Source organism: Leifsonia sp. P73 (assembly GCF_051059105.1).
Taxonomy (GTDB): Bacteria; Actinomycetota; Actinomycetes; order Actinomycetales; family Microbacteriaceae; genus Leifsonia.
Map to the genome: position 1 here is coordinate 3,834,696 of NZ_CP194931.1, position 21,620 is coordinate 3,856,315.

A 21,620-nucleotide genomic window follows, 5' to 3' on the forward strand; every position below is an offset into this window, starting at 1 on the left:
TCTCATCGCTCGAGCCCGGTCGTCGAGGACGGCCACGTCGGCGCGGCCTCCGGCCCCTCCACCGCTGCGGCCTCCGGCGCCATCGGCACCGCCGGCGCCGGGGCCGAGGCCTCCACCACCCGCCGCGCGCGGAGTTCGCGGATGAGCTGGCTCGTGCTCTCCGGGTCCCGTTCGCGCTGGGCGAGGCTGGTGGCGAGGCGGGCGCGGATGACGTCCACCCGCGAGTGGAACGTGACGCGGGCGCCCGTGTAGCGGACGGCGTCGTGGGCGTCGAGCTGGGCTGCGTGGCGGGCGGCCTCCTCCGCCTTCACCGCCTCGGCGAGCAGCCGGTCGCGGTGGGTGCGGAGCTTCGCGACGTGAGCGTGAGCCTTCTCCACGGCGGTCAGCAGCGGCCGGGTCGTCAGCCAGGCGACGACGAAGCTGATCGTCCCGGAAGTGGCGAGCACCCCGAGCATGAGGAACGCCATCAGCGTGTCGGGCGCGGTCCACGAGAACGCCGGGGCGGTCGCCGCTCCGCCGCCGACCAGGCCGGTGAGGCCTCCCGAGCTCGCCGCGTCCATGCCCGCCTTGATCCGCGCGACCGTGATCGCCGTCAGCAGCGCCGCCCAGACCACGAGCAGGGCGACCGCGACCACGATCCAGCCGCGGGACATCACGCGCGCCTGCACGCGCCGCAGCAGGATCGCCGACACGTGGGGCAGCGAGACGACCGCGAGCGAGATGCCCAGCGTGATCACGTACATCTGCAGACCGATCGAGCCGTACTGGCTGTCGTTCCGCAGCAGCAGCGTCAGTGCCTGGGCGAGGAGGAGGTAGTCGACGGCCAGCATCGCCAGCAGCAGCACGTAGACCATGACGTGCGCGGCCGGCGACAGGTGCCCGACGCTGGGGCGGACCCGCGGGGGCTTGGTGACGATGTCTCTCGGCATGCGGTCCTCCTCAGGCGTAACTGTGCAGCTCGGGGTCGCCGCCGGCGAGCTTGGCATCGAGGCGGGCGGCGTCCTGCTCGGCGCGGCGGATGTCGGCTTCCGTGCGTTCCAGCGCGTGCCGGATCAGCTCGACCCTCGACTGCGCCTCGGCCAGGCGGGCCGAGCAGTCGGAGACGTTGCGGGTGCGCTGGCGTTCCAGGTCCGCGACCCCGACGCGCTCGAACGCGGCGAGCTCGTGCTCGAAGACCTCCAGCGTCTCGACGTCGACGGCGCCGCGCAGCCGCCGCAGCCGCCAGAGCAGCCGCCGTCGCAGCCCCGCAGTGGAGGGGACCCGGTACTCGGTGATCCTGTCACGGTGACGCATCGACGCTCCCCGGTTCGGTGGATGGTGATGTGGATGGTGCGAACGGCTGCACGGAGCCGGCGGGATGCCAGCGGTCGACGGACGTCTCCCGGCCGGCCAGCGAGTCGGCGCGACGCAGGGCCGGCGCCCGGACGGGCACGAGCCGCGGCGACAGTGCCCGCAGGTACGCGCTCCAGTAGACGGCGATCTTCTCGTCCGAACGGTCGAAGTGGCGGGTCGCGCGCAGCCGCGCGGCGGTGAAGCGGCCGTGGATGCGCGCGCCGAGCTGCTCCGACCGTGCGTTGCGGGCGGCGATCCGGCGGCGCAGCCGGCGCAGGTCCTGGAACGCCACGCCCTCGCCCTCCGTGATGCGGGTGGCGGCGCGGTCGGCGGGCGGCAGGGCGTCGAGCCGCTCGTCGTAGGCGTCGAGGTCCGCGGCCAGCGCCTGGGACAGTTCGCGCTGCTCGGCGAGGTCCCGCCGGGACCGGGCGAGGAAGCGCTGCTCCTCGCGATGGGCGTAGGCGTTCGCCCTGGCTTGGAGGGCGGCGACGGTCGGCGTCGGCTCGGCGCCGAAGGCGGCCTCGTCCGCCGGGTCGGCGAACCCGCGGGTCCCGGTCGGCTCCCCTGTCCGCGGTCGCACGGCCTCCGCGTCGCGGCGCGCCCGTGTCTCCAGCCGGCGCCGGGCGAACGGTCCGAGGCGGAGCGGTTGGGTCCCCATAGCGGGGGAGCGTACGAAGCGATGCTGAGCGCTTCCTACGTTTCCGGTGACGATGTGCCGTGTGAGACCGAACCGTGACCTCGGCGCGACGGCACGGGATGACACTCCCGGACAGGGCAGGATGGTCGCATGGAGATGGTGCTCGAACTGCGCGACGTGACCTTCCGGCGTGACGGCCGCCACATCCTGGAGGACATCGGCTTCGCCGTGCGCGCGGGGGAGCACTGGGCGCTGCTCGGCCCGAACGGCGCCGGGAGGAGCACGGTGCTCGGGTTCTGCGGCGCTGTCGCGTTCCCGACCTCCGGAACGGTCGACGTGCTCGGGCAGCGGCTCGGACGGGTCGAGCTGCAGGAGCTCCGCCGCCACATCGGCCAGGTGAACCCGCGTCATCCCGTGCGCTCACCGCTCACCGTGACCGAGGTCGTCCTCACCGGGATCACCGGCACGCTGGAGCCGCCGATGCGCTGGGAGCCGACCGCAGCGGAGGTCGCCCGCGCCAGCGACCTGATCCGCACGATCGGCCTCGACGGGCTGCGCGACGCCCGCTGGCCCACGCTCTCGCAGGGTGAGCGCGGCCGGGCCCTGATCGCGCGGGCGCTCGTGTCCGAGCCGCGGCTGCTGCTGCTGGACGAGCCGACGACCGGGCTCGACGTCGCCGCGCGGGAGCAGCTTCTGGAGACCATCGACGGACTGTCGGTCGCGGTGCCCGACCTGGCGAGCGTGCTCGTCACCCACCACCTGGAGGAGCTGCCGGAGACGACCTCGCACGCCCTGCTGCTGTCGCACGGGCGCATCGTCGCGGCCGGGCCGATCGCGGAGGCCGTGACGACCGGGACGGTGAGCGCGGCGTTCGAGCACCCGATCCGGGTGGAGCGCGAGGAGGGGCGTTGGAGCGCGCGGGCGGTGCGGGGCCCGCGGTCGGACGGATACGGGACGGCCGCTCAGCGCAGTTCGAGCAGCAGCTCCTCCACGGGTCTCCCGGCCCCCGCCGCGTAGGAGGTCTCCCGCCCCGTCTCCACGAACCCGGCGCGTGCCAGCACCCGCTGCGAGCCGATGTTGGCCGCGGCGACCCGCGCGTGCAGCGGCCGGCCCGGCTCCGTCGCGACGAGCAGGAGGAGCGCCGCCGTCGCGATGCCGTTGCCCCAGAGCTCGCGGCGGATCCAGTAGGTGACCTCCCGGTCGCCGGCGAGGGTGAACGCCGCGACCGTTCCCGCGAAGCCTCCGTCGGCTTCCACCGCGCGCATCGTGATCGCCGGATCGCCGAGGTGGCGCCGCCACCGGGCGTCGAAGTCGGCCCGGTCGTCGGGGTCGGCGGCGGTGAACGCCGCCATCCGCACGGCCTCCGGGTCGCGCATCATCTCGAAGGCGGCGTCGGCGTCGGCGTCGGTCACCGGCCGCAGTCGCACACGCATGCCGCGATGCTAGCGGGTGGCGGCCGGTAGACTCACACGCCGTGCCCCCTCTCGCGACCGCCGACGACGGTGTGCCGATCGCGTTCGAGGAGCGCGGGAGCGGCGTCCCGCTGCTGCTCGTCGCCGGGCAGGCGACCGGGATGCACGGCTGGGGGCCGTTCGCCGACGCCCTCGCCGAGGACTTCCGCGTGATCGTGTTCGACCACCGCGGCATCGGCGAGAGCGGCGCGGGCGACCCGGCCGCGTACAGCACGCGGCAGTTCGCCGACGACGCGCTCGCGGTGCTGGACGAGGCGGGCGTCTCCGCCGCGCACGTCCTCGGGCACTCGATGGGCGGGCGCGTGGCGCAATGGCTCGCGGCCGAGCACCCGTCGCGGGTCCGCCGGCTGGTGCTCATCGGCACGACGGCGAGCGACCGGGCCGGCGGAGCGCACAGCCGCCACGACCCTGCCGTCATCGGCGACCTTCTGAGCGGCGACCGTGAGCGGATGCTGCCGCTGTTCTTCGACGCGGACTGGGCGCGGGCCAACCCGGAGGCCGTGGCCGGGTTCTTCGACCGGGTCGCCTCGCGTGCGGCCCTGCGCGGGCACTTCGCCGCGAGCCGCGACCACGACGCACGGGAGGCGCTCGGCCGGATCCGCGCGGAGACGCTGGTGATCCACGGCCGGGAGGACGCCCTCACGCCGGTGGCCCATGCCCGCCTGCTGGCCGAGGGCATCCCGGACGCGCAGGTGCTGGAGCTCGACGCGCGGCACGGCCTGCACCTGGACACGCCGGGCGTCCTGGCCGCCGTCCGCGCCTTCCTCGCCGCTCGCTGACCCCGCGCCGGGCGACCATCAGGGGAGCGCGCCTGCTCACATGAGCAATTTTCAGTTTGGGGTGGTGCGAGCCCGGCGCCGAGGAGCATCCTTGCTCCCGTCGCCGTGCGTGCCCGGCCGCCGGCGGCCTTCACCAGAAACCAGTACCCGAACAGGAGCACCACTATGTCTCTCACCGAGACCGCCGTCTCTGATCGATTCCGAGATCTCGCCGCCCGGCTGACCGGCCGTGTCGTCACCCCCGCCGATCCCGACTGGGACCTCGAACGGCAGGGCTGGAACCTCGCCGCCGACCAGCGCCCCGAGGCCGTGGTCGTGGCGGCCGACGCCTCCGACATCGCCGTCGTCCTGGGGTTCGCGCGCGACCTCGGCCTGCGCGTCGTGCCGCAGGGCACCGGCCACCTCGCGGCGCCGCTCGGCGACCTCGCGGGCTCCGTCCTGCTGCGCACGTCGCGGTTGCGCGAGGTGGAGGTCGACGTCGCGAACGCGACCGTCCGCGCCGGCGCAGGCGTGCTGTGGGGCGAGGTCACCTCCGCCCTCGCGCCGCACGGCCTCGCCGCCCTCGCCGGGTCGTCGCCGGACGTCGGCGTCGCCGGCTACCTGCTCGGCGGCGGCTACAGCTGGATGGCACGCGAGCGCGGCCTCGGCTGCTCGGCGGTCACCGCGATCGACGTGGTCACGGCCGACGGCAGGCAGCGGCACGTGACGGCAGCCACCGAGCCCGACCTGTTCTGGGCGCTGCGCGGCGGCGGGGGCAACGTCGCGGTCGTCACGGCGCTCACCTTCACCGTGTTCCCGGTCGCGACCGTGTACGCGGGGATGCTGCTCTACCCGATCGCGCGCGCCGGGGAGGTGCTGCGCGCCTACGAGGAGTGGACGCGCGACCTGACCGAGGCGGCGACGACCTGCGTGCGGCTGCTGCACGTCCCGCCGCTGCCCGACCTCCCGGACTTCCTCCGCGGGCAGGCGTTCGTCGGAGTGGACGGCGCGATCGACCTGCCGGAGGACGAAGCCGCGGCGGTCCTGGAGCCGCTGCGCGAGCTCGGGCCGGCCATCGACACGTTCGGTGTCCTCCCTGCCGCCCAGCTCGGGCTCGTCCACATGGACCCGCCGCAGCCGGTGCCGGCGATCGGCGACGGGCTGATCCTCGACGACCTCCCGGAGGCCGCGATCGAGGCGTTGCTCGCGCTCGCCGGCCCCGAGGCGGACACCGCGCTGCTGGCGATCGACCTGCGGCACCTCGGCGGAGCGGCCGGCCGTCCGGCCGACAACGGGGGAGCGGTCGACCACTTCCCCGGCCGCTTCCTCGCGTACGCGGTCGGGATGCTGCCCGACCCGGCGCTCGCCCCGGTGCTCATGTCCCAGGTGGCGGCGATGCGCGCGGCGCTCGAGCCGTGGACGAGCGCGCGCGACTACTCCAACTTCCGCGAGGCCCCGGCCTCGCCGTCGCGGTTCTACGACCCGGCGACACTGGAGCGGCTGCGCGCGATCAAGCAGGCGTACGACCCGGAGCGCGTCATCCGCACCGCCCACCCGCTCGACTGAGCGCGCAACGCCCACCGAAGGGCACGTAAACGCCCCTAAAACGCGATTTTAGGGGCGTTAACGTGCCCCTCGGCGAGCATGGGTCAGCCGAAGTCGCCGGCGCGGACCGCGTCGACGAAGGTCGCGTAGTCCGCTTCGGACTGGTTCGCGTAGGAGTGCGCCCACTCGGCCACCGCGCGCACGAACGAGCCCCCGTTCCGATGTACCCCGCCGCGAACTGCGCCTTGGGCGAGCGCGCGTGGGCACGGCCCAGGACGACGGCGCACGACTGCGCGTAGTCGCCGAACTGGACGCGGTTCATGTCGGCGATCTCGAACGACGCGTTCCGGTTGCGGAAGATGCGCATGTAGAAGCTGAAGTCCTCCACGTTCAGATAGCCGAGGAACGGGTCCGACACCGCCTGCAGGATGCGCTGGCAGCCGACGACCCGGTAGCCCTCGTGCAGCGCCTCCAGCTCCGGGTCGAGGTAGCCGACGACGGGTGGGACCCCGCCGTACTGCTGGATGACGGAGCGGCTGGCCTCCTTGAGCTGGAGGATGAGCACGTCCCCGGTCGGGTCGCCGAGCGCGATGATGAAGCAGCGCGTCCCGACACTGCCGACTCCGACCACGCGCCGCGCGGCGTCGAGCACGGTGTACTGCGACAGCATCAGCGCGAGGTTCGTCGGGACGGTCTTGCGATACGCGCTGAAGACCGACTCGATGAGCGTGCGGATCTCCGGCTCCAGCCGGGTGAGCACCGGCGGGTTCTCGACGAACTGCACGCCCCCGTCGCCGCCCTCCTCGAGGGAGCGCCGGGCGACGCGCTCGCTCGTGCGCTTCTCCGACTCTTTGAGGGTCCGCTTGATCATGCGCTCGCTGTCCGGACTGAGGATCTGCCTGTCCACCAGGCTGGTCGGCCGGAAGTACCGGCCGATGAGCGTCTGCTGGAGGGCGTTCCGCAGGGAGTTGCGGTACATCGCGGCCGCCGAGACCACGATGGAGCGGAGGTCGGAGCCGCCCATGCCGAGCGAGCGTCCGGCCAGGACGACGCTGGCCAGCAGCCGCCGCACATCCCACTCCCACGGGCCGACGGACGCCTCGTCGAAGTCGTTGATGTCGAACACCATCGCGCGCTCCGGCGAACGGTAGATGCCGAAGTTGCTCACGTGCGCGTCGCCGCAGATCACGACCTCGGCCCCGGAGGTCGGGGCCCCGCGCATGTCGGCGGCCTGCAGCGCCGCGGTGCCCCGGTAGAACGCGAACGGGTCGGTGGCCATCCGCTGCATGCGCAACTGCACGAGGTTCGGGAGCCGCGACTCGTTCTGCTCGTGCAGGATGCCGAGCGGGTCGCGCCCGGGCGGAGGCGTGTACTCCGCCTGCGCGGACCGCGGAACCTGCGAGCGGGCCGCGCGGCCGGCGTCGTAGAGCTCGGTTTCGGTGAGCGGGGTCGCGATGGTCGTCATGACGCACCTCCTGGGTGGCGCTCATGGTAGCTCGGCGCGCGGCGGGCGGGTAGACGTCTCCCGTTAGGGTGGTCACCAGCGCTCGAAATCGCTCCCGACGAGCCTCTGGACGGCGATCCTCAACAGCCAGCCCGCGCCCGCGGACAGCAGAAGGCCACTGAACATTCCAACGCCCCCCGACAGTCCGAGCACGATGAGCACGGACGGGTACAGCGCCACCTGGCTCTCGACCATGACACGTGGGTCGATCTTCCTGATCAACAAGGAACTCGCGACGGCGATATCGGGAATCACGAAAGCAGTGACGGTGGCCCACAGGTGATCGGTCCCGGCGGTCGCGCACGCGATCGATGCGAGCAGCACGATCCCGAACGCATCGCGGCGGGTCACCGCGGCGCGCGAGGCCGCTTCCCAGTGCAGTTGGAGGACCTTCATGCTGTTCTGTGCCAATCCACTCATCAATATTCCATTGTGTCTGTACCGAAATCTTAGGTCAAGGTGTCGTGTGGGTGAAGAAGCAGGGTTCCTGCTGGTGAATGCGCGCATCGTTAGGGTGGAGACCGTGGATCAGACGGGATGGATCGAGCACCGCCGCCACGACGGCGAGCGCGTCGGCTGGATGCGCCCGTCCGGCGACCTCTTCGTCCCTGTCGACCTGCTCGGCCGTGACCTGAGCGCGCCGGTCGGCTGGCTGGAGGCCGAGGAGGCGCTCGAGGCGGCGGGCATCGGCTACCTCGCCGAGCTGTACGAGCTGCGCCAGCCGGACGGCTCCTGGCTGCGTGTCCGGCTCGCGGAGGTCTCGCCGGAGCGGATCGTGGCGAAGAAGGACGACTTCGGCGCGGTCGGGGCGCCCCAGCTGTACTACCCGCTGCCGTTCCCGGCGCCGGAGGGCCTGCGGCCGCTGCCGCGCTGAGCGCGGGTCTGGTGCGGCGCGACGGCCGCGGGCTACCATCGGGCAGATTTTCCGGAGGTGGCGGTCATGGCGAGTCGGTGGGGCGCGGTCACGGTGCTCGCGTCCGCCCAGTTCGTGATGACGCTCGACAGCACCGTGATGAACGTCTCCATCTCGACCGTCGTCAAGGACCTCCACACCACCATCTCGGCCATGCAGGCGTGCATCACCTTCTACACGCTGACGATGGCCGCCTTCATGCTGCTCGGCGCGAAGCTCGGCGACGTCTGGGGTCGCCGGCGCGCGCTCGTCATCGGCTCGATCGTGTACGCCGTCGGCTCCGGCACCACCGCGCTCGCGCCGAACATCGTGGTGCTGTTCCTGGGCTGGTCGGTGGTGGAGGGGCTGGGCGCCGTGCTGGTCATCCCGGCCATCGCCGCCCTCATCGCGGACAACTACTCGGGGCACGCGCGGGTGACGGCGTTCGCCGCGATCGGCGCCGCGTCCGGCGTGGCGGTCGCGGTCGGGCCGCTGATCGGCGGTTTCCTCACCACCTACGCGAGCTGGCGGTACGTGTTCGCGGGCGAGGTCGTCATCATGGCGGTCGTGCTGCTGTTCCGGAACGTGGTCGCCGACAACGGCGAGCGCCTGCGCATCCGGATCGACATCCTCTCCGTCGTGCTGTCGGCGGCGGCGCTCGTGCTCATCGTCTACGGCCTCCTGCAGACCAAGACCTGGGGCTGGATCCTGCCGACGCAGCAGAACATCAAGATCCTCGGGATCTCGCCGGTGCCGTTCATCGTCGGGTTCGGGGCCGTGCTGCTCTGGCTGTTCTTCCTCCGCCAGCGCCGGCTGATCCGGCTCGGGAGGCCTCCGCTGCTGAACACCGCCATCCTGCGGCTCCGGCAGCTCCGCGCGGGAGTGGGGAGCCTCGGCATCCAGTACACGGTGACCGCGGGCCTGTTCTTCGTCGTGCCGATCTTCCTGCAGCTCTCGCTCGGACTGGACGCGCTGTCGACCGGGCTGCGGATCTTCCCGCTGTCGGTCGCTCTGGTGCTGTTCTCCATCCTCGGGACCGCGCTCGCGCGGCGGCTGTCGCCGAAGCTCATCGCCCGGATCGGCCAGTACGGGCTCGTGCTGTCGAGCCTCGTGCTGCTCGGCTCGGTGGACACGAAGCTCGACAACTGGATCTTCGGCACCGGGATGTTCCTGGCCGGAGCCGCCCTCGGCCTGCTCGCGTCCCAGCTCGGCAACGTGACCATGTCGGCGGTGGGGGACGACGAGCTCAGCGAGGCGGGAGGCGTGCAGGGGTGTACCAGAACCTGGGATCGTCGCTCGGGACGGCGCTGATCGGCTCGGTGATGATCGCCTCGCTCACCACGCTGTTCAGCGGCGGCGTGGCGGCCAGCACCCTCCCCGACTCGGTGCAGCAGCAGATCGCGTCGGAGACGCAGGCCGGGGTCGCGGTCGTGCCGGTGGCCGACGTGCCGAAGATCGCGACGGACGCCGGGCTCTCGCAGGATCAGGCGAACGAGCTCTCCGCCATCTACAGCACGTCGCAGCTCGACGCCCTCCGGCTGTCGTTCGCGGCGCTGGCGATGGTCTCGCTCGGCGCGGTGTTCTTCTCGCGCAACCTGCCGTCGAGCGTGCTGGGGAAGCCGGACGGCGAGGCGAAGGAGGAGGCGGAGGAGGAAACCCCCTCCCGCTGACGGCCCGCGCCCTCCCGCTGACGGGTCTGGTGCCGCGCTCGCGCCCGGAGCTAGCATGCGGCCGTCAGCGCCGCCCGGCGCGGCACGACGGGAGGAGACCGGCATGGAGGCGTTCCCCGACATCGCGGACCACGGTCTGATCGGCGACCTGCAGACCGTCGCTCTGGTCTCGACGGGCGGCTCCATCGACTGGTTCTGCGCTCCCCGGTTCGACTCGCCCACGATGTTCGCGTCGCTGCTCGACCGCGAGAAGGGCGGCTTCTTCCGCATCCACGCGCTGGCCGACGACGTGCGCATCCGGCAGATGTACTTCCCGCAGACCGCGGTGCTGATCACCCGGTTCATGTCGTCGGCGGGCGTCGGGGAGGTCATCGACTTCATGCCGGTCGCCGACGAGCCGCGGATCGCCACCGCCAGGCGCATCATCGTGCGCGCTGTCCGCGTGGTGCGCGGCGAGCTGACCTTCCGGCTGGAGTGCCGTCCGCGGTTCGACTACGGCCGCAGTGCGCACACCGCCACGGCCTCCGACAACGGCGTGCTGTTCGCCGACGACACGACCAGTGCGGCTCTGCACGGAGTGCCGGCGGACGCGCTGGTGGACGGGGACGTCGACCTGGAGTTCGCGCTCGGCGCCGGCGACCTGCGCATCTTCGCGTTCGAGACCGAGCCGCGCGGCGAGCCCGCGACATCGGGCGCGCGCGCGGCAACCGCCTGTTCCGCGAGACCGTCGCCTTCTGGCGGGACTGGATCGGCCGCAGCAGTTACTCCGGCCGCTGGCGGGAGGACGTCGAGCGCTCGGCGATGGTCCTGAAGCTGCTGCAGTACGCGCCGAGCGGAGCGCTGGTCGCAGCTCCCACCGCCGCGCTTCCCGAGCAGCTCGGCGGCGTGCGCAACTGGGACTACCGCTACACCTGGATCCGCGACGCCTCCTTCTCGGTCTACTCGCTGCTCGCCCTCGGCTACGAGGAGGAGGCGATCTCCTTCGCGCTGTGGACCGCCGACCGGGTCTCGGAGCAGGTGGGCGAGGGCTCCGGCCCGCTCAAGATCATGTACCGGATCGACGGATCGTCCGATCTGGAGGAACTGACCCTCGACCACTTCGAGGGCTACGCGGGCTCGACACCGGTGCACATCGGCAACGGCGCCGCCGACCAGCTCCAGCTCGACATCTACGGCGAGGCGATGGACGCGCTCTCGATCGCGGAGGACCATCACCCGATCGGCCATCCCGGCTGGATGAAGCTCCTCGGCATCCTCGACTGGCTCGCCGACAACTGGGACCAGCCGGACGAGGGCGTCTGGGAGACCCGCGGAGGCCGCAAGGACTTCACCTACGGCCGGATCATGTGCTGGGTCGCCTTCGACCGAGCGATCACCATCGCCCGCGAGCGCAGCCGCCCGGCGCCCCTGGAACGCTGGATCGCCACCCGTGACGCGATCTACGAGCAGGTGTTCACGAAATGCTGGAACCCGGAGCGGAAGGCCTTCACCCAGCATCCCGGCACCGACGTCGTGGACGCGATCACGCTGCTGATGCCTCTGGTCGGGATGATCTCGCCGAAGGACCCGATGTGGCTCTCGACGCTGGACGCGATCGGGGAGGAACTGGTCACCGACAGCCTCGTGTACCGGTACAACCCGTCGGCGTCGCCGGACGGCCTCCCGGGCGAGGAGGGCACCTTCTCGCTGTGCTCGTTCTTCTACGTCTGCGCCCTGACCGATGCCGGCCGCCTGGACGAGGCGCAGTACGCGTTCGAGAAGATGCTGACGTACGGCAACCACGTGGGCCTGTTCGCCGAGGAGATCGACCCCGCCGGCCTCCAGCTCGGCAACTTCCCGCAGGCGTTCACCCACCTCGCGCTCATCCGGGCGGCGATCGCGCTCGACGCCGCGCTGACCGCCCAGAGCGCCACCGACCGGAAGGCGGCACGATGATCCCGCTCACCATCGGCACCACCGTCGACGCCCCCGAGCGTCCCGCCGTCATCGACGGCTCGCGCTTCAACCGGCACACCTTCTGGTGCGGGCAGAGCGGGTCGGGCAAGACCTACGCGCTCGGCGTCGTGCTGGAGCAGCTGCTGCTGCAGACCGAGCTGCCGATCGCGGTGCTCGACCCGAACGCCGACTTCGTCCGGGTGTCGCGCACGCGGGACGACGCGCTGGCCGAGGAGCGCGAACGGTTCGCCGCCTTCGACATCCGCGTCTTCCACTCCAGCACACGCACCGAGCCGCAGCTCCACGCCCGGTACGTGGACCTCAGCGTGCGCTCGCAGGCGGCGGTCGGCGGCTCGACCCGATCGCCGACGAGGAGGAGTACAACGCCCTCCTGCACCTCGACAAGTCACCGGGGCAGCACTTCGACAAGCAGCGCTTCCTGGAGATGCTCGCGTCCTCGGACGACCCGGCGCGCCAGCGGCTCGGGATGCGGATCGACAACCTGGAGATCCTGGACTGGCCGCTCTGGTCGTTCGGCCGCTCCTCGGTCGTGGACACGATCGACGAGCGCCCGCGGGTCACCGTGCTCGACGTCGGCGGTTTCGCCCACCAGGCCGAGCCCCAGGCGGCGGCCCTCTGCGTGCTGGAGCACCTCTGGGAGAAGCGGATGGAGCGCAACCCGCTGCTGATCGTCCTGGACGAGGCGCACAACTTCTGCCCGCCCGTCCCGCGGAACAGCGTGGAGGCGCAGCTCACCGAGCAGCTCATCCAGATCGCCGCGGAGGGCCGCAAGTTCGGGCTGTGGCTGTTCCTCTCCACGCAGCGTCCCACCAAGATCCACCCGAACGTGTTGTCCCAGTGCGACAACCTCGGCCTGATGCGGATGAACTCGCCGCGCGACATCGACGAGATCGGCGACGTGTTCGGGTTCGTGCCGCAGCACCTGCTGGAGCAGTCGCCCACGTTCCGGAAGGGCGAGGCGCTGTTCGCGGGCGCGTTCTCGGACGAGCCGCAACTCGTCCGGGTCGGCCGTCGCATCACCGTGGAGGGCGGCAGCGACCTGTCGGTGGAACCGAGCGCGGTGGGAGTGTAGAGGAGGCAGCATGAGCCAGGAGCAGACCGGCAGAGATGCCGCGGAGGCGCGCGGGATCATGAACGACGTCGTCCACGGGCGGCTCATGCACGTGCCCGCGTCGATCGAGCAGTCCATCGAGGACTTCCACGACACGTCGCAGGAGTGGCGGCGGCTGTTCTCCGAGCTGCTGGGCACCTTCTTCCTGGTGCTCGTGGCCGCCGGCGGCGGGATGATGGGCCAGGCGTTCCCCGGCGTCATCTCGCGCACGGCGGCGGTGACCGCGCCGGCGCTGATGGTGTTCGCGATCATCCTGTTCATGGGCAAGGTCTCCGGCGCGCACCTCAACCCGGCGGTCAGCGTGGCGTTCGCGCTGCGCGGAGACTTCCCGTGGGCGCGCGTGCCCGGCTACATCGTCGTGCAGCTCGGCGGGGCCTCCCTCGCGGCGTGGTTCCTGGAGGGCGTCACCCATGTGTCGGCGCGCTACGGATCGAACTACCCCGCGTCCGGCTTCACGTCGTGGGATGCGCTGCTGATGGAGACGGTCCTGACCTTCGGCCTGGTGAGCGTCATCCTCGGCACGGCCTCCGGAGCCCAGAACCTCGGCATCATCGGCGCGTTCGGCGTCGGCGCCTACATCGCGCTGGCCGGGCTGTGGGGCAGCCCGATCTCCGGCGCCTCGATGAACCCGGCGCGCACGTTCGGGCCCGACCTGGTGAGCGGGCACTGGGACGCGTACTGGGTGTACATCGTCGGTCCGGTCGCGGGCGCGGTGATCGCGGTCGGCGCGGCGTTCCTGCTGCGCGGCCGCGGGGAGGCCTCGCCGGGTCGGCCGCGGCGCAGGGCGGGCTCGCGACGGAGGCGCGCTTCCCGGACAAGGAGTGAGGCGCGTGCCACGACGGGGCTGACGCCGTGACCGGCCGCGGACCATGATGTCCTCATGGACTCGATGGACCTCAACCAGCCGGGTGCTGCTGCAGGCGGCGGAGTCCGGGTGCAACGCGCTCTGTGGCGGCACTGGGGCACGCCTGCGGGCATCTACGGCACCATCGTCTACGCGAGCGTGGTCGCCGCCAGCTCGGGCGGCGCGTCGGACCAGGCGGACGCCCTGCACGTCCTGGTCTTCAGCCTGGTCAGCATCGTGGTGTTCTGGTTGGCGCACGTCTACTCCACCGCCCTCGGCTTCCACGCCGACGACGACAGCGTCCGGGGGCGGATCGTGGACTCCCTCCGGCACGCCCTGTTCGAGTCGAGCGGCATGCTGGAGGCGGCGGTCGTCCCCAGCATCCCGCTGCTGCTGGCCGCACTCGGCATCCTCCCCGCCGAGGTCGGTGTGTTCGTATCGCTCTGGTTGGCCGTGCTGCTGCTGGCGCTGCTGGGGTACCTGGTCTTCCTGATCCGCGGAAGGTCGGTCCTGGTGTGCCTGACCGGGGCGGCGGTGACCGGCCTGTTCGGTTTCGTCGTGATCGTCCTGAAGACGACATTGCAGCACTGAGGGCGTCGGCGGCGGCTTCCGAGTTTGTGCCGCGTGCCGTTACGCGTTACAGTGGTCGAGGTGATCAAGAGTTTCGCCCACAAGGGTCTGTCCGCGTTCTACCACACAGGCTCGGCGAAAGGGATCGTTCCGCAGCACCGGCGACGGCTGCGGCTGATCCTGGCGACGCTCGATGACGCCGCAGTACCCGAGGATGTCGACCTGCCCGCGTTCGGCCTCCATGCACTGAAAGGCGACCTCGCCGGCATGTACTCGCTGCGGGTGAACGGCAACTGGAGAGTGATCTTCGCCTTCGACGACGAGGACGTGATCCTCGTCGACTACCTGGACTACCACTGACCAAGAAGGAGCGGATGATGACGATGCACAACAGACCGCACCCGGGCGAGGTGCTCGCGGAGCAGCTCGGACCCGAGGGCCTCGGGCTGACCGTCGGCGAGGCCGCGCTGAAGCTGGGCATGTCCCGCCCGGCCCTGTCACGGGTCCTCAACGGCCACGCCGCGATCAGCACCAAGCTCGCTCTCGCCCTGGAAGCCAACAGCATCGGTACTGCTGAGCTGTGGCTCAGGATGCAGATGCGCTACGAGCTGGAGAACGCCAGGGCCGCCGCGGCGGGCTGACCCCCCTCAGAAGCTCCCGATCCCCTTCCCGATCAGCACCACCCCGATCACCAGCAGCAGCACCGCCATCACCGTGGCGTTGTTCGCCACGAGCCATCCGCGCAGCGCGTCGAGCGGGCCGCGCATCGCGTCGGCGGCCACGAGATAGCCGATCACCGGGATGGCGACCGAGCTCGCCGCGACGACCACGAAGATCAGGATGACGATCGTCGCGGAGCCCGCGCTGAGCCCGGCCGTGCCGATGGCGACGCCCGCGCCCGCGGCGAGCAGGAGGTTCTTCGGGTTCACCGCGGCCAGGATGAACGCGAGCACGAACCCGCGCCCGGCGGTCATCGAGTCGATCGCGCTCATCCACTTCGGGAGCGCGGCCGTCTCGCCCGGTTTCGGCCGTGAGCGCCACTGCCGCAGCGCGAGGAACAGGAGGCCCAGCCCCAGGACGATCTTGATCGTCCCCGCGATCGGCGCGGACGCGTTCGGGTCGGCGGCGGGGATGAGGCCCGACAACAGCGTGAAGACCACCACCGCGACGACGATGCCCAGCACCCAGCCGATCAGGAACCCCACGCTCGTCCCGCGCGCCTTCGGCGAGAGCAGCATCAGGATCGCCGCGATGATCGGTATCGGGCTGATCGCGATGCCCAGCGCCAGCGGAGGGTGTCCCCGATCGCACTCCCCATCTACTCCTCTTTCCGCTCGTCGACCGCGGGCGTGTGCTTCGCGTCCTTGGCCGACTTGCGCTCCGCCTTCGCTGCGTCGGACTCCACCTTCATCAGGTCCTTCGTCTCCCGGAGGTCGCCGATGACGGCGCGCCAGATCCGGGCGCGCGGGTCGGAGTCCACCAGGATGGCCCGGGCCAGCAGCGTCAGCGGGATGGCGAGGATGGCGCCGATCGCGCCGAGCACGATCGCCCAGAGCAGCACGGAGAAGAAGGTGAGCGTCTGGCTGAGCGCCACCGCGTTCCCGACCACCTTGGGCTGCACGACCGACTGCACGACGGCGTTGACGACTCCGTAGATGACGATGATCGCGATGACGGTGCCCCAGCCGCCGATGAGGTAGCCGAACACCAGTGGCGGCACCAGCGCCAGGAAGTAGCCGACGTTGGGGATGAAGCTGCACAGGAACGACAGGATCGCCCAGAGCAGTGCCGCGGGCACGCCCAGGATGAACAGCGCGACGCCGTTGATGACGCCCTGCACGACACCGAGCACGGTGGTGACGACCATGTACCGCCGGACGCTGTGGGCGAAGCCGGTGAGCGCGTACACCAGGTTGGGCTTGGTCGGTTCGAGCTGGCGCAGCAGGGTCGGCGTGTAGGCGGCGTCGGCGGGCATCAGGATGAGCATGGTCAGCACGATCACGCCGAAGGTGATGAGACCGAACGCGCCCCCGAGCAGGCCGCTGAAGAAGTTCAGCAGTTTGGTCGGGTCGAAGCCCTGGGTCACGACCTTGAGGTCCTGCGGACTGATGCCGATGCTCGTCAGCCAGCTCGCGAACTGCTGGCCGATCTGCTGGAACTGCTCCTTGTACTGGGGCAGCATCGAGACGAACTGGGCCATCGCGATGATGAGGAGGGCGGCGAAGCCCGCCAGCAGCGCGAACGTCGTGAGCGCGACGGCGCCGGTCGCCACCCCGCTCGGCGTGCCGTGCCGCTCCAGCCAGACCCGCACCGGCTGCGCGCAGATGACGAGCACCAGGGCGAGCAGGGTCGGGGCGAGGATGCCGGCGATCGCGTGCATCCCGATCAGGATGACGACACCGCCCGCCAGCGCGAGGAGGATGCGGACGCTGCGGCCGTTCGCGGCGGCGGCCTCCTGGTCGGGGTCGGGCCCGGCCGGCGGGGGCGGCTCCGGCGCGCGGGTGCGGCGGCGGAACGGCCAGATCCCGCTAGTCGTGGACATGATCGGTTCCCGCGATCGGGGTCTGGAGCGCCATGATGGCCTCCCGGTTGGTGTCGAAGAAACGCACCCCGTCGAGGAGTTCGAGGTGGTGGAGGCGGTCGCGGATGCCGGGGCGCACCCGGCTGAGGGCGAGGTCGCCCCCGTGCGCGGCCAGGAAGGTCTGCACGGCCTCCCACGATTCGGCGCCGGTCACGTCGACGTCGGTGACGGCCTCCATGTCGAGCACGACGTGGGTGGCGCCGGTGTCCTGGACGGCGCGCTTCACCGCCTTCTCGAAGGAGGTCGAGTTCGCGAAGAACAGCGGTGCGGCCAGCCGGACGACCACGACGCCCGGGACGGTCGGCTCCCCGGCGGGGGCGGCCTCCAGGAGGGAGTGCTCCGGGTCGCCGTCCGCGGCCAACGTGTCGATCGGCGGGTTCGCCGCCCGGCGCGTGACGTTGATCACCGCGAGGACGAACGCGATGACGATGCCGGCGATCGGCCCGACGATCAGGGCGCCGAGGAAGCACGCGGCGCCGATCGCGAACTCGAACCGGTCGAGCCGCCAGAGCCGGATGAAGTCGGGGATGCCGAGAAGCGGGACGACCGCCACGGCGACGATCGTGCCGATGGCGGGGGAGGGGATGTCCGCCAGCAGGGCGGTCCCGAAGGTCAGGAGCAGCAGGGTGCCGAGGGCCGTGATCAGGGAGGGCAGCTGCGTGCGGGAGCCGGACTGGTCCATCGCGGCGGTGCGGGAGGTCGACGACCCGACCGCGAAGCCGCCGCTGACGCCGGCGGCGATGTTCGCGGCGCCGAACGCGAACAGGTCGCGGTCGGGGCGGGTCGGGTAGCCGCGCTTCTCGCCGTAGGAGCGCGAGACGAGCAGGCCCTCGCCCATCGCGACGACGGTGAGGGCGATGGCCGAGGGGATGAGGGCGAGCCACTGCCCCCACGCGATGACCGGCCAGGTGAGTGTCGGAGGGCCGGCATCGACGTGGCCGAGCACAGCGACGCCGGCCCTCTCCGCGCCGGTGAACACGACCACGACGGTCGCGACGATGAGGACGAGAAGTGCCCAGGGCATGGAGCCGGCGAGCCGGCGGCCGACCAGCAGGACGATGAGGGCGCCGAGCGAGATGAGCAGCGACCAGACGTTGAGCGTCGGCAGCCCGGTGATGAGGTCGCCGACCTTCTCCAGGAACTCCCCGCCGGAGTTGATCTTGACGCCCAGCATCTTGGCGACCTGCGACACCAGGATGTCGAGCGCGAGGCCGCCGACGAAGCCGACCAGGATCGGCTTGGAGAGGAAGTTGGCGAGGAAGCCGAGCTTGAAGAACGAGCACAGCAGGAAGAGCACGCCGCTGATCAAGGCCTGCGCGAGCGCCAGCGTTATGTAGTCCTGGTGGCCGGCCACCGCGAGGCCGCCGAGCGAGGAGGCCACCAGCGCGGCGGCCGCGGCGTCCGGCGACGCGACGAGCTGCCGCGAGGACACGGTGAGCGCGTAGACGACGGCGGGGATGACCAGCGCGTACAGCCCGGCGGTGGCGGGCAGGCCGGCGATCTGCGCGTAGCCGATGTTGAGCGGGATGGCGATGGCGAGCAGCGTGACACCGCCGAGCACCTCGCGGACCGCGTTCTTCGCGGTCAGGCCGGCCAGCGGCCGGATGCGGGTGCGCGACGGCGCCGGAGCCCTGGAGGACTCCGGCGCCGTCGCGGTCGGGTCGGTCACGTCGGTCACCGATCCCGTTCGATCACGCCGTGGGCGCTGCCGGCGGCGGGGTCGGCGCGGACGGGGCGGCGGGGGCCGCGGGCGCTGCGTGCGCTCCGGCTCCGGCCTGGTGGCCGAGGGCGACGCTCTTCAGGTGCGCGAACTCCTCGGGGGTGATGGTGCCGGCGTCGAGGAGGGCCTTCGCCTTCGCGATCTCGTCGGACGGGCTGGAGGACGCCACCTCGCGGATGTAGGCGTCGGTGCTCTGCTGCACCTGGCGGGCCTCCTTCTGGCTGCGCTCCGCCATCCCCGGCCCGCGGGCGATGAGGTAGACGAGCGCGGTGAGGAACGGAACGAAGATCAGGAAGATGATCCACAGCGCTTTCCACCAGCCGTTGAGCTTGTGGTCGCGGAACAGGTCGCTGATGATCGCGAACAGCGCGAACAGGTACGCGATGAATGCGAAGCTCCAGAAGAACAGCCAGATGATGTTCCAGAAGTTGTTCCAGAAATCCATGTCGTTTTACCTTTCCCCCTGGGCTCGGGTCCGAGCCTGGATGTGCGCTGAGAGTAACGCCGCGGGGGAGATGCGTCTAGAGGTCGTTGGGGTGGTGAGGAGGTGAAAATAAGAGAGGTCGTTATTTACACTCAGGCCGCTAAGTGTAAATAAGGACGACGCCGTGACACGCGTCTAGACGCCACTGCCCGCCTCGCCTAGCGTGACCCGTGAACCGAGGGGGTACACGCTGTGACCAGGGATTTCCAGGGAAAGATCGAACTCGATGTGCGGGACTCGGTGTCCGACTGGGACGCCTTCCTGCCGCCGAAGGCGCGCGAGGGGTCGCCGAACGTGCTGCTGGTGCTCTACGACGACACCGGGCAGGCCGCCTGGTCGACCTACGGCGGCCGCATCCAGATGCCGACGATGGAGCGGCTCGCGCGGAACGGCCTGACCTACACGCAGTGGCACACCACGGCCCTGTGCTCGCCGACACGGTCCACCCTGCTCACCGGGCGCAACCACCACTCCAACGGGTTCGCCACCATCTCCGAGTCGTCCACAGGCTTCCCCGGCTACAACTCGCACATCCCGGCCTCCAACGCGACGATGGCGAACCTGCTGCGCGACGCCGGCTGGGCGACCTTCTGGGTGGGCAAGAACCACAACGTCCCGATCGACGAGTGGACCGCGGGCGCCAGCAAGAAGAACTGGCCGCTGGCGCAGGGCTTCGACCGGTTCTACGGCTTCATCGGCGGCGAGACCAACAACTGGTACCCGTCGCTGGCCGAGGACAACCACTACATCGACCAGCCCTACCTCCCGGAGCAGGGCTACCACCTGTCCAAGGACCTCGCCGACCAGGCGCTCCGGATGCTGCGCGACGTCAAGCAGACCGAGCCGGGCAAGCCCTGGTACCTGTGGTTCTGCCCCGGCGCCAACCATGCCCCGCACCACGCGCCGCAGGAGTACATCGACAAGTACAAAGGCGTCTTCGACGACGGCTACGAGGCGTACCGGGAGTGGGTGCTGCCGCGGATGATCGAGCGCGGCCTGCTGCCGGAGGGCACCGAACTGACCGAGCTGAACCCGATGCCGCCGGGGACCTTCTCGCCGACCGACGAGGTGCGGCCGTGGGCCGAGCTGAGCGCGGAGGAGCGGGCGCTGTTCTGCCGGCTGGCCGAGGTCTACGCCGGCTTCTCCGAGTACACCGACGCCCAGGTGGGCCGCATCGTCGACTACCTGGAGGAGTCCGGGCAGCTCGAGAACACGCTCATCGTCTACTGCGCCGACAACGGCGCCTCGGGGGAGGGCAGCCCGAACGGGTCGGTCAACGAGGGCAAGGTCTTCGGCGGCTACCCCGACGACCTCCAGGAGAACCTGACGATGGTCGACAAGCTCGGCTCGCCCGACACCTACAACCACTACCCGACAGGCTGGGCGGCCGCGTTCTCCACCCCGTACCGGATGTTCAAGCGCTACGTCTACCAGGGCGGCGTCTGCGATCCGCTGGTGATCTCCTGGCCGAAGGGCATCGCGGCCCGCGGGGAGGTGCGCAACCAGTACCACCACTCGACGGACATCGTCGCGACCATCCTCGACGTCTGCGGGGTGGAGCTGCCGGAGACCTACAACGGCGTCGAGCAGCGCCCGCTCGACGGCGTCCCGATGACCTACAGCTTCGACGCCGGCCCCGACGGCGCGACAACGAAGCGCACGCAGTATTTCGAGATGTTCGGCAACCGCGGGATCTGGCACGACGGCTGGAAGGCGGTGACCGAGCACGGGCCGGTCAGCGGCCGCGGCGACTTCCCGAGCGACACCTGGCAGCTGTTCCACACCGATGTCGACCGGTCGGAGGCGCACGACCTCGCGGCCGAGCACCCGGACCGGGTGGAGGAGCTGAAGGCGCTGTGGCTGGAGGAGGCGAAGCGCAACGACGTGCTGCCGCTCAACGACCTCCAGATCCTCGGCAACCCGAAGGACTTCGAGACGTTCATGTCGATGGAGTTCAAGGTCCCGGTGCCGCCGAGCGGGCAGTACACCTACTATCCGGGCACGACCGAGATCCCGGAGCGGTCGGCGGCGAACACGCACGGCGTCTCGTACAAGGTCCTCGCGGAGGTCGAGACCACGCCGGACACCGAGGGCGTGATCTTCGCGCACGGCTCGCGATTCGGCGGCCACAGCCTGTTCGTGAAGGACGGGAGGCTGACCTACGTCTACAACTTCCTCGGCATCCCGCCGGAGAACGTCATCTCGGCGCCGGTGCCCGGCGCGGGCCGTCACATCTTCGGCGTGTCGTTCACGAAGGAGCGGATGGGCGAGTACCGGGAGAGCATCGGCCCGCTCGCGCTCTACATCGACGACGAGAAGGTCGCCGAGCAGGAGATCCGGACGATCCTCGGGCACTTCTCGCTCTGCGGCGAGGGCCTGTGCATCGGCTACGACTCCGGCGACGCCGTGTCGAAGCTGTACGAGGGCTCGCACTTCGAGTACAGCGGCGGCGGGATCGTGAAGGTCGTCTTCGACATCGCCGACGACGCCTACGTGGATGTGGAGGCGCACCTGGCCGCCGCGATGGCGCGGGACTGACAGCGC

At 70.9% G+C, this 21,620-nt stretch carries 24 protein-coding genes and 1 pseudogene; 15 read left to right on the forward strand and 10 right to left on the reverse strand.

Translation table 11 applies throughout. The features are described from left to right. Nucleotides 1-2: 2 nt before the first annotated feature. From ACQ86L_RS19695 to ACQ86L_RS19705, 3 genes are read right to left on the reverse strand one after another with little or no spacing between them, the layout of a single operon-like run. Nucleotides 3-929 (reverse strand): hypothetical protein, encoded by a 927-nt coding sequence (locus ACQ86L_RS19695; protein WP_434316892.1) that lies wholly within the window; start codon nucleotides 927-929, stop codon nucleotides 3-5. Nucleotides 930-939: 10 nt separating this feature from the next. Then, nucleotides 940-1,293, reverse strand: a complete 354-nt coding sequence (locus ACQ86L_RS19700) for a hypothetical protein (RefSeq protein ID WP_434316893.1) — start codon at nucleotides 1,291-1,293, stop codon at nucleotides 940-942. Further along, nucleotides 1,280-1,990, reverse strand: a complete 711-nt coding sequence (locus ACQ86L_RS19705; RefSeq protein ID WP_434316894.1) for a hypothetical protein — start codon at nucleotides 1,988-1,990, stop codon at nucleotides 1,280-1,282. Before ACQ86L_RS19705 ends, ACQ86L_RS19700 begins: the two co-directional genes overlap by 14 nt. Before the next feature lie 129 nt (nucleotides 1,991-2,119). On the opposite strand from ACQ86L_RS19705, the gene ACQ86L_RS19710 reads away from it, so the two are divergent. Further along, on the forward strand, nucleotides 2,120-2,986 hold the full coding sequence (locus ACQ86L_RS19710) for an ABC transporter ATP-binding protein (protein ID WP_434316895.1): 867 nt from the start codon (nucleotides 2,120-2,122) through the stop codon (nucleotides 2,984-2,986). Here ACQ86L_RS19710 and ACQ86L_RS19715 read toward each other — a convergent pair. Continuing rightward, nucleotides 2,932-3,402: a GNAT family N-acetyltransferase gene (locus ACQ86L_RS19715; RefSeq protein ID WP_434316896.1), complete on the reverse strand. Its 471-nt coding sequence runs from the start codon at nucleotides 3,400-3,402 to the stop codon at nucleotides 2,932-2,934. The genes ACQ86L_RS19710 and ACQ86L_RS19715 overlap by 55 nt on opposite strands. A 41-nt stretch (nucleotides 3,403-3,443) precedes the next feature. Here ACQ86L_RS19715 and ACQ86L_RS19720 point away from each other — a divergent pair, with 41 nt between their 5' ends. Continuing rightward, nucleotides 3,444-4,220, forward strand: coding sequence for an alpha/beta fold hydrolase (locus tag ACQ86L_RS19720; RefSeq protein ID WP_434316897.1), 777 nt, complete (start codon nucleotides 3,444-3,446; stop codon nucleotides 4,218-4,220). A 165-nt stretch (nucleotides 4,221-4,385) separates the two neighbouring features. Further along, the gene (locus ACQ86L_RS19725) at nucleotides 4,386-5,765 is read left to right on the forward strand and encodes an FAD-binding oxidoreductase (RefSeq protein WP_434316898.1); all 1,380 of its coding nucleotides are present in this window, start codon (nucleotides 4,386-4,388) and stop codon (nucleotides 5,763-5,765) included. Here the strand turns inward: ACQ86L_RS19725 and ACQ86L_RS19730 are convergent. Further along, nucleotides 5,737-7,209 carry a DUF2252 domain-containing protein gene (locus ACQ86L_RS19730; RefSeq protein WP_434316899.1) on the reverse strand — a complete coding sequence of 491 codons (1,473 nt, stop codon included), beginning with the start codon at nucleotides 7,207-7,209 and terminating at the stop codon, nucleotides 5,737-5,739. The two genes, ACQ86L_RS19725 and ACQ86L_RS19730, sit on opposite strands and share 29 nt — an antisense overlap. 72 nt (nucleotides 7,210-7,281) lie before the next feature. Next, nucleotides 7,282-7,659 carry a hypothetical protein gene (locus ACQ86L_RS19735; RefSeq protein WP_434316900.1) on the reverse strand — a complete coding sequence of 126 codons (378 nt, stop codon included), beginning with the start codon at nucleotides 7,657-7,659 and terminating at the stop codon, nucleotides 7,282-7,284. Nucleotides 7,660-7,771: 112 nt separating this feature from the next. Here ACQ86L_RS19735 and ACQ86L_RS19740 point away from each other — a divergent pair, with 112 nt between their 5' ends. The 11 genes and pseudogenes from ACQ86L_RS19740 to ACQ86L_RS19790 all read left to right on the forward strand — a co-directional run bounded on the left by ACQ86L_RS19740 (nucleotide 7,772) and on the right by ACQ86L_RS19790 (nucleotide 14,932). Next, nucleotides 7,772-8,122, forward strand: a complete 351-nt coding sequence (locus ACQ86L_RS19740; protein ID WP_434316901.1) for a hypothetical protein — start codon at nucleotides 7,772-7,774, stop codon at nucleotides 8,120-8,122. Between the two features lie 66 nt (nucleotides 8,123-8,188). Next, entirely contained in the window at nucleotides 8,189-9,451 is a 1,263-nt protein-coding gene (locus ACQ86L_RS19745; protein WP_434316902.1) for an MFS transporter, read from the forward strand. Beyond that, nucleotides 9,412-9,810, forward strand: a complete 399-nt coding sequence (locus tag ACQ86L_RS19750) for a hypothetical protein (protein WP_434316903.1) — start codon at nucleotides 9,412-9,414, stop codon at nucleotides 9,808-9,810. The genes ACQ86L_RS19745 and ACQ86L_RS19750 overlap by 40 nt, the downstream gene beginning before the upstream one ends. A gap of 103 nt (nucleotides 9,811-9,913) precedes the next feature. Beyond that, nucleotides 9,914-10,621, forward strand: a complete 708-nt coding sequence (locus ACQ86L_RS19755) for a trehalase-like domain-containing protein (protein WP_434316904.1) — start codon at nucleotides 9,914-9,916, stop codon at nucleotides 10,619-10,621. Beyond that, a complete protein-coding gene (locus ACQ86L_RS19760; RefSeq protein WP_434316905.1) occupies nucleotides 10,612-11,745 on the forward strand; it encodes a glycoside hydrolase family 15 protein in 1,134 nt (377 codons plus the stop codon). The genes ACQ86L_RS19755 and ACQ86L_RS19760 overlap by 10 nt, the downstream gene beginning before the upstream one ends. Continuing rightward, nucleotides 11,742-12,014, forward strand: a pseudogene (locus ACQ86L_RS19765) (helicase HerA domain-containing protein); the annotation flags it as partial. The gene ACQ86L_RS19760 and the pseudogene ACQ86L_RS19765, both read left to right, overlap by 4 nt. Before the next feature lie 176 nt (nucleotides 12,015-12,190). After that, complete coding sequence (locus ACQ86L_RS19770) at nucleotides 12,191-12,838, forward strand: ATP-binding protein (protein WP_434318989.1); 648 nt, start codon at nucleotides 12,191-12,193, stop codon at nucleotides 12,836-12,838. 10 nt (nucleotides 12,839-12,848) lie between these two features. Further along, nucleotides 12,849-13,733, forward strand: a complete 885-nt coding sequence (locus ACQ86L_RS19775) for an MIP/aquaporin family protein (protein ID WP_434316906.1) — start codon at nucleotides 12,849-12,851, stop codon at nucleotides 13,731-13,733. Nucleotides 13,734-13,757: 24 nt separating this feature from the next. Beyond that, nucleotides 13,758-14,312, forward strand: coding sequence for a hypothetical protein (locus ACQ86L_RS19780; protein WP_434316907.1), 555 nt, complete (start codon nucleotides 13,758-13,760; stop codon nucleotides 14,310-14,312). A 60-nt stretch (nucleotides 14,313-14,372) separates the two neighbouring features. Continuing rightward, a complete protein-coding gene (locus ACQ86L_RS19785; protein WP_434316908.1) occupies nucleotides 14,373-14,651 on the forward strand; it encodes a type II toxin-antitoxin system RelE/ParE family toxin in 279 nt (92 codons plus the stop codon). Between the two features lie 17 nt (nucleotides 14,652-14,668). After that, entirely contained in the window at nucleotides 14,669-14,932 is a 264-nt protein-coding gene (locus tag ACQ86L_RS19790; protein WP_434316909.1) for a HigA family addiction module antitoxin, read from the forward strand. A gap of 6 nt (nucleotides 14,933-14,938) precedes the next feature. Here ACQ86L_RS19790 and ACQ86L_RS19795 read toward each other — a convergent pair whose 3' ends face one another. The 4 genes from ACQ86L_RS19795 to ACQ86L_RS19810 all read right to left on the reverse strand — a co-directional run bounded on the left by ACQ86L_RS19795 (nucleotide 14,939) and on the right by ACQ86L_RS19810 (nucleotide 19,037). Further along, entirely contained in the window at nucleotides 14,939-15,529 is a 591-nt protein-coding gene (locus ACQ86L_RS19795) for a GAP family protein (protein ID WP_434316910.1), read from the reverse strand. A gap of 80 nt (nucleotides 15,530-15,609) precedes the next feature. Next, nucleotides 15,610-16,833 carry an AI-2E family transporter gene (locus tag ACQ86L_RS19800; RefSeq protein WP_434316911.1) on the reverse strand — a complete coding sequence of 408 codons (1,224 nt, stop codon included), beginning with the start codon at nucleotides 16,831-16,833 and terminating at the stop codon, nucleotides 15,610-15,612. After that, nucleotides 16,820-18,550, reverse strand: a complete 1,731-nt coding sequence (locus tag ACQ86L_RS19805; RefSeq protein ID WP_434316912.1) for a SulP family inorganic anion transporter — start codon at nucleotides 18,548-18,550, stop codon at nucleotides 16,820-16,822. The genes ACQ86L_RS19800 and ACQ86L_RS19805 overlap by 14 nt, the downstream gene beginning before the upstream one ends. Before the next feature lie 13 nt (nucleotides 18,551-18,563). After that, nucleotides 18,564-19,037: an SHOCT domain-containing protein gene (locus ACQ86L_RS19810; protein WP_345836532.1), complete on the reverse strand. Its 474-nt coding sequence runs from the start codon at nucleotides 19,035-19,037 to the stop codon at nucleotides 18,564-18,566. A gap of 231 nt (nucleotides 19,038-19,268) precedes the next feature. On the opposite strand from ACQ86L_RS19810, the gene ACQ86L_RS19815 reads away from it, so the two are divergent. Beyond that, entirely contained in the window at nucleotides 19,269-21,614 is a 2,346-nt protein-coding gene (locus ACQ86L_RS19815) for an arylsulfatase (protein ID WP_434316913.1), read from the forward strand. Nucleotides 21,615-21,620: the final 6 nt, after the last annotated feature.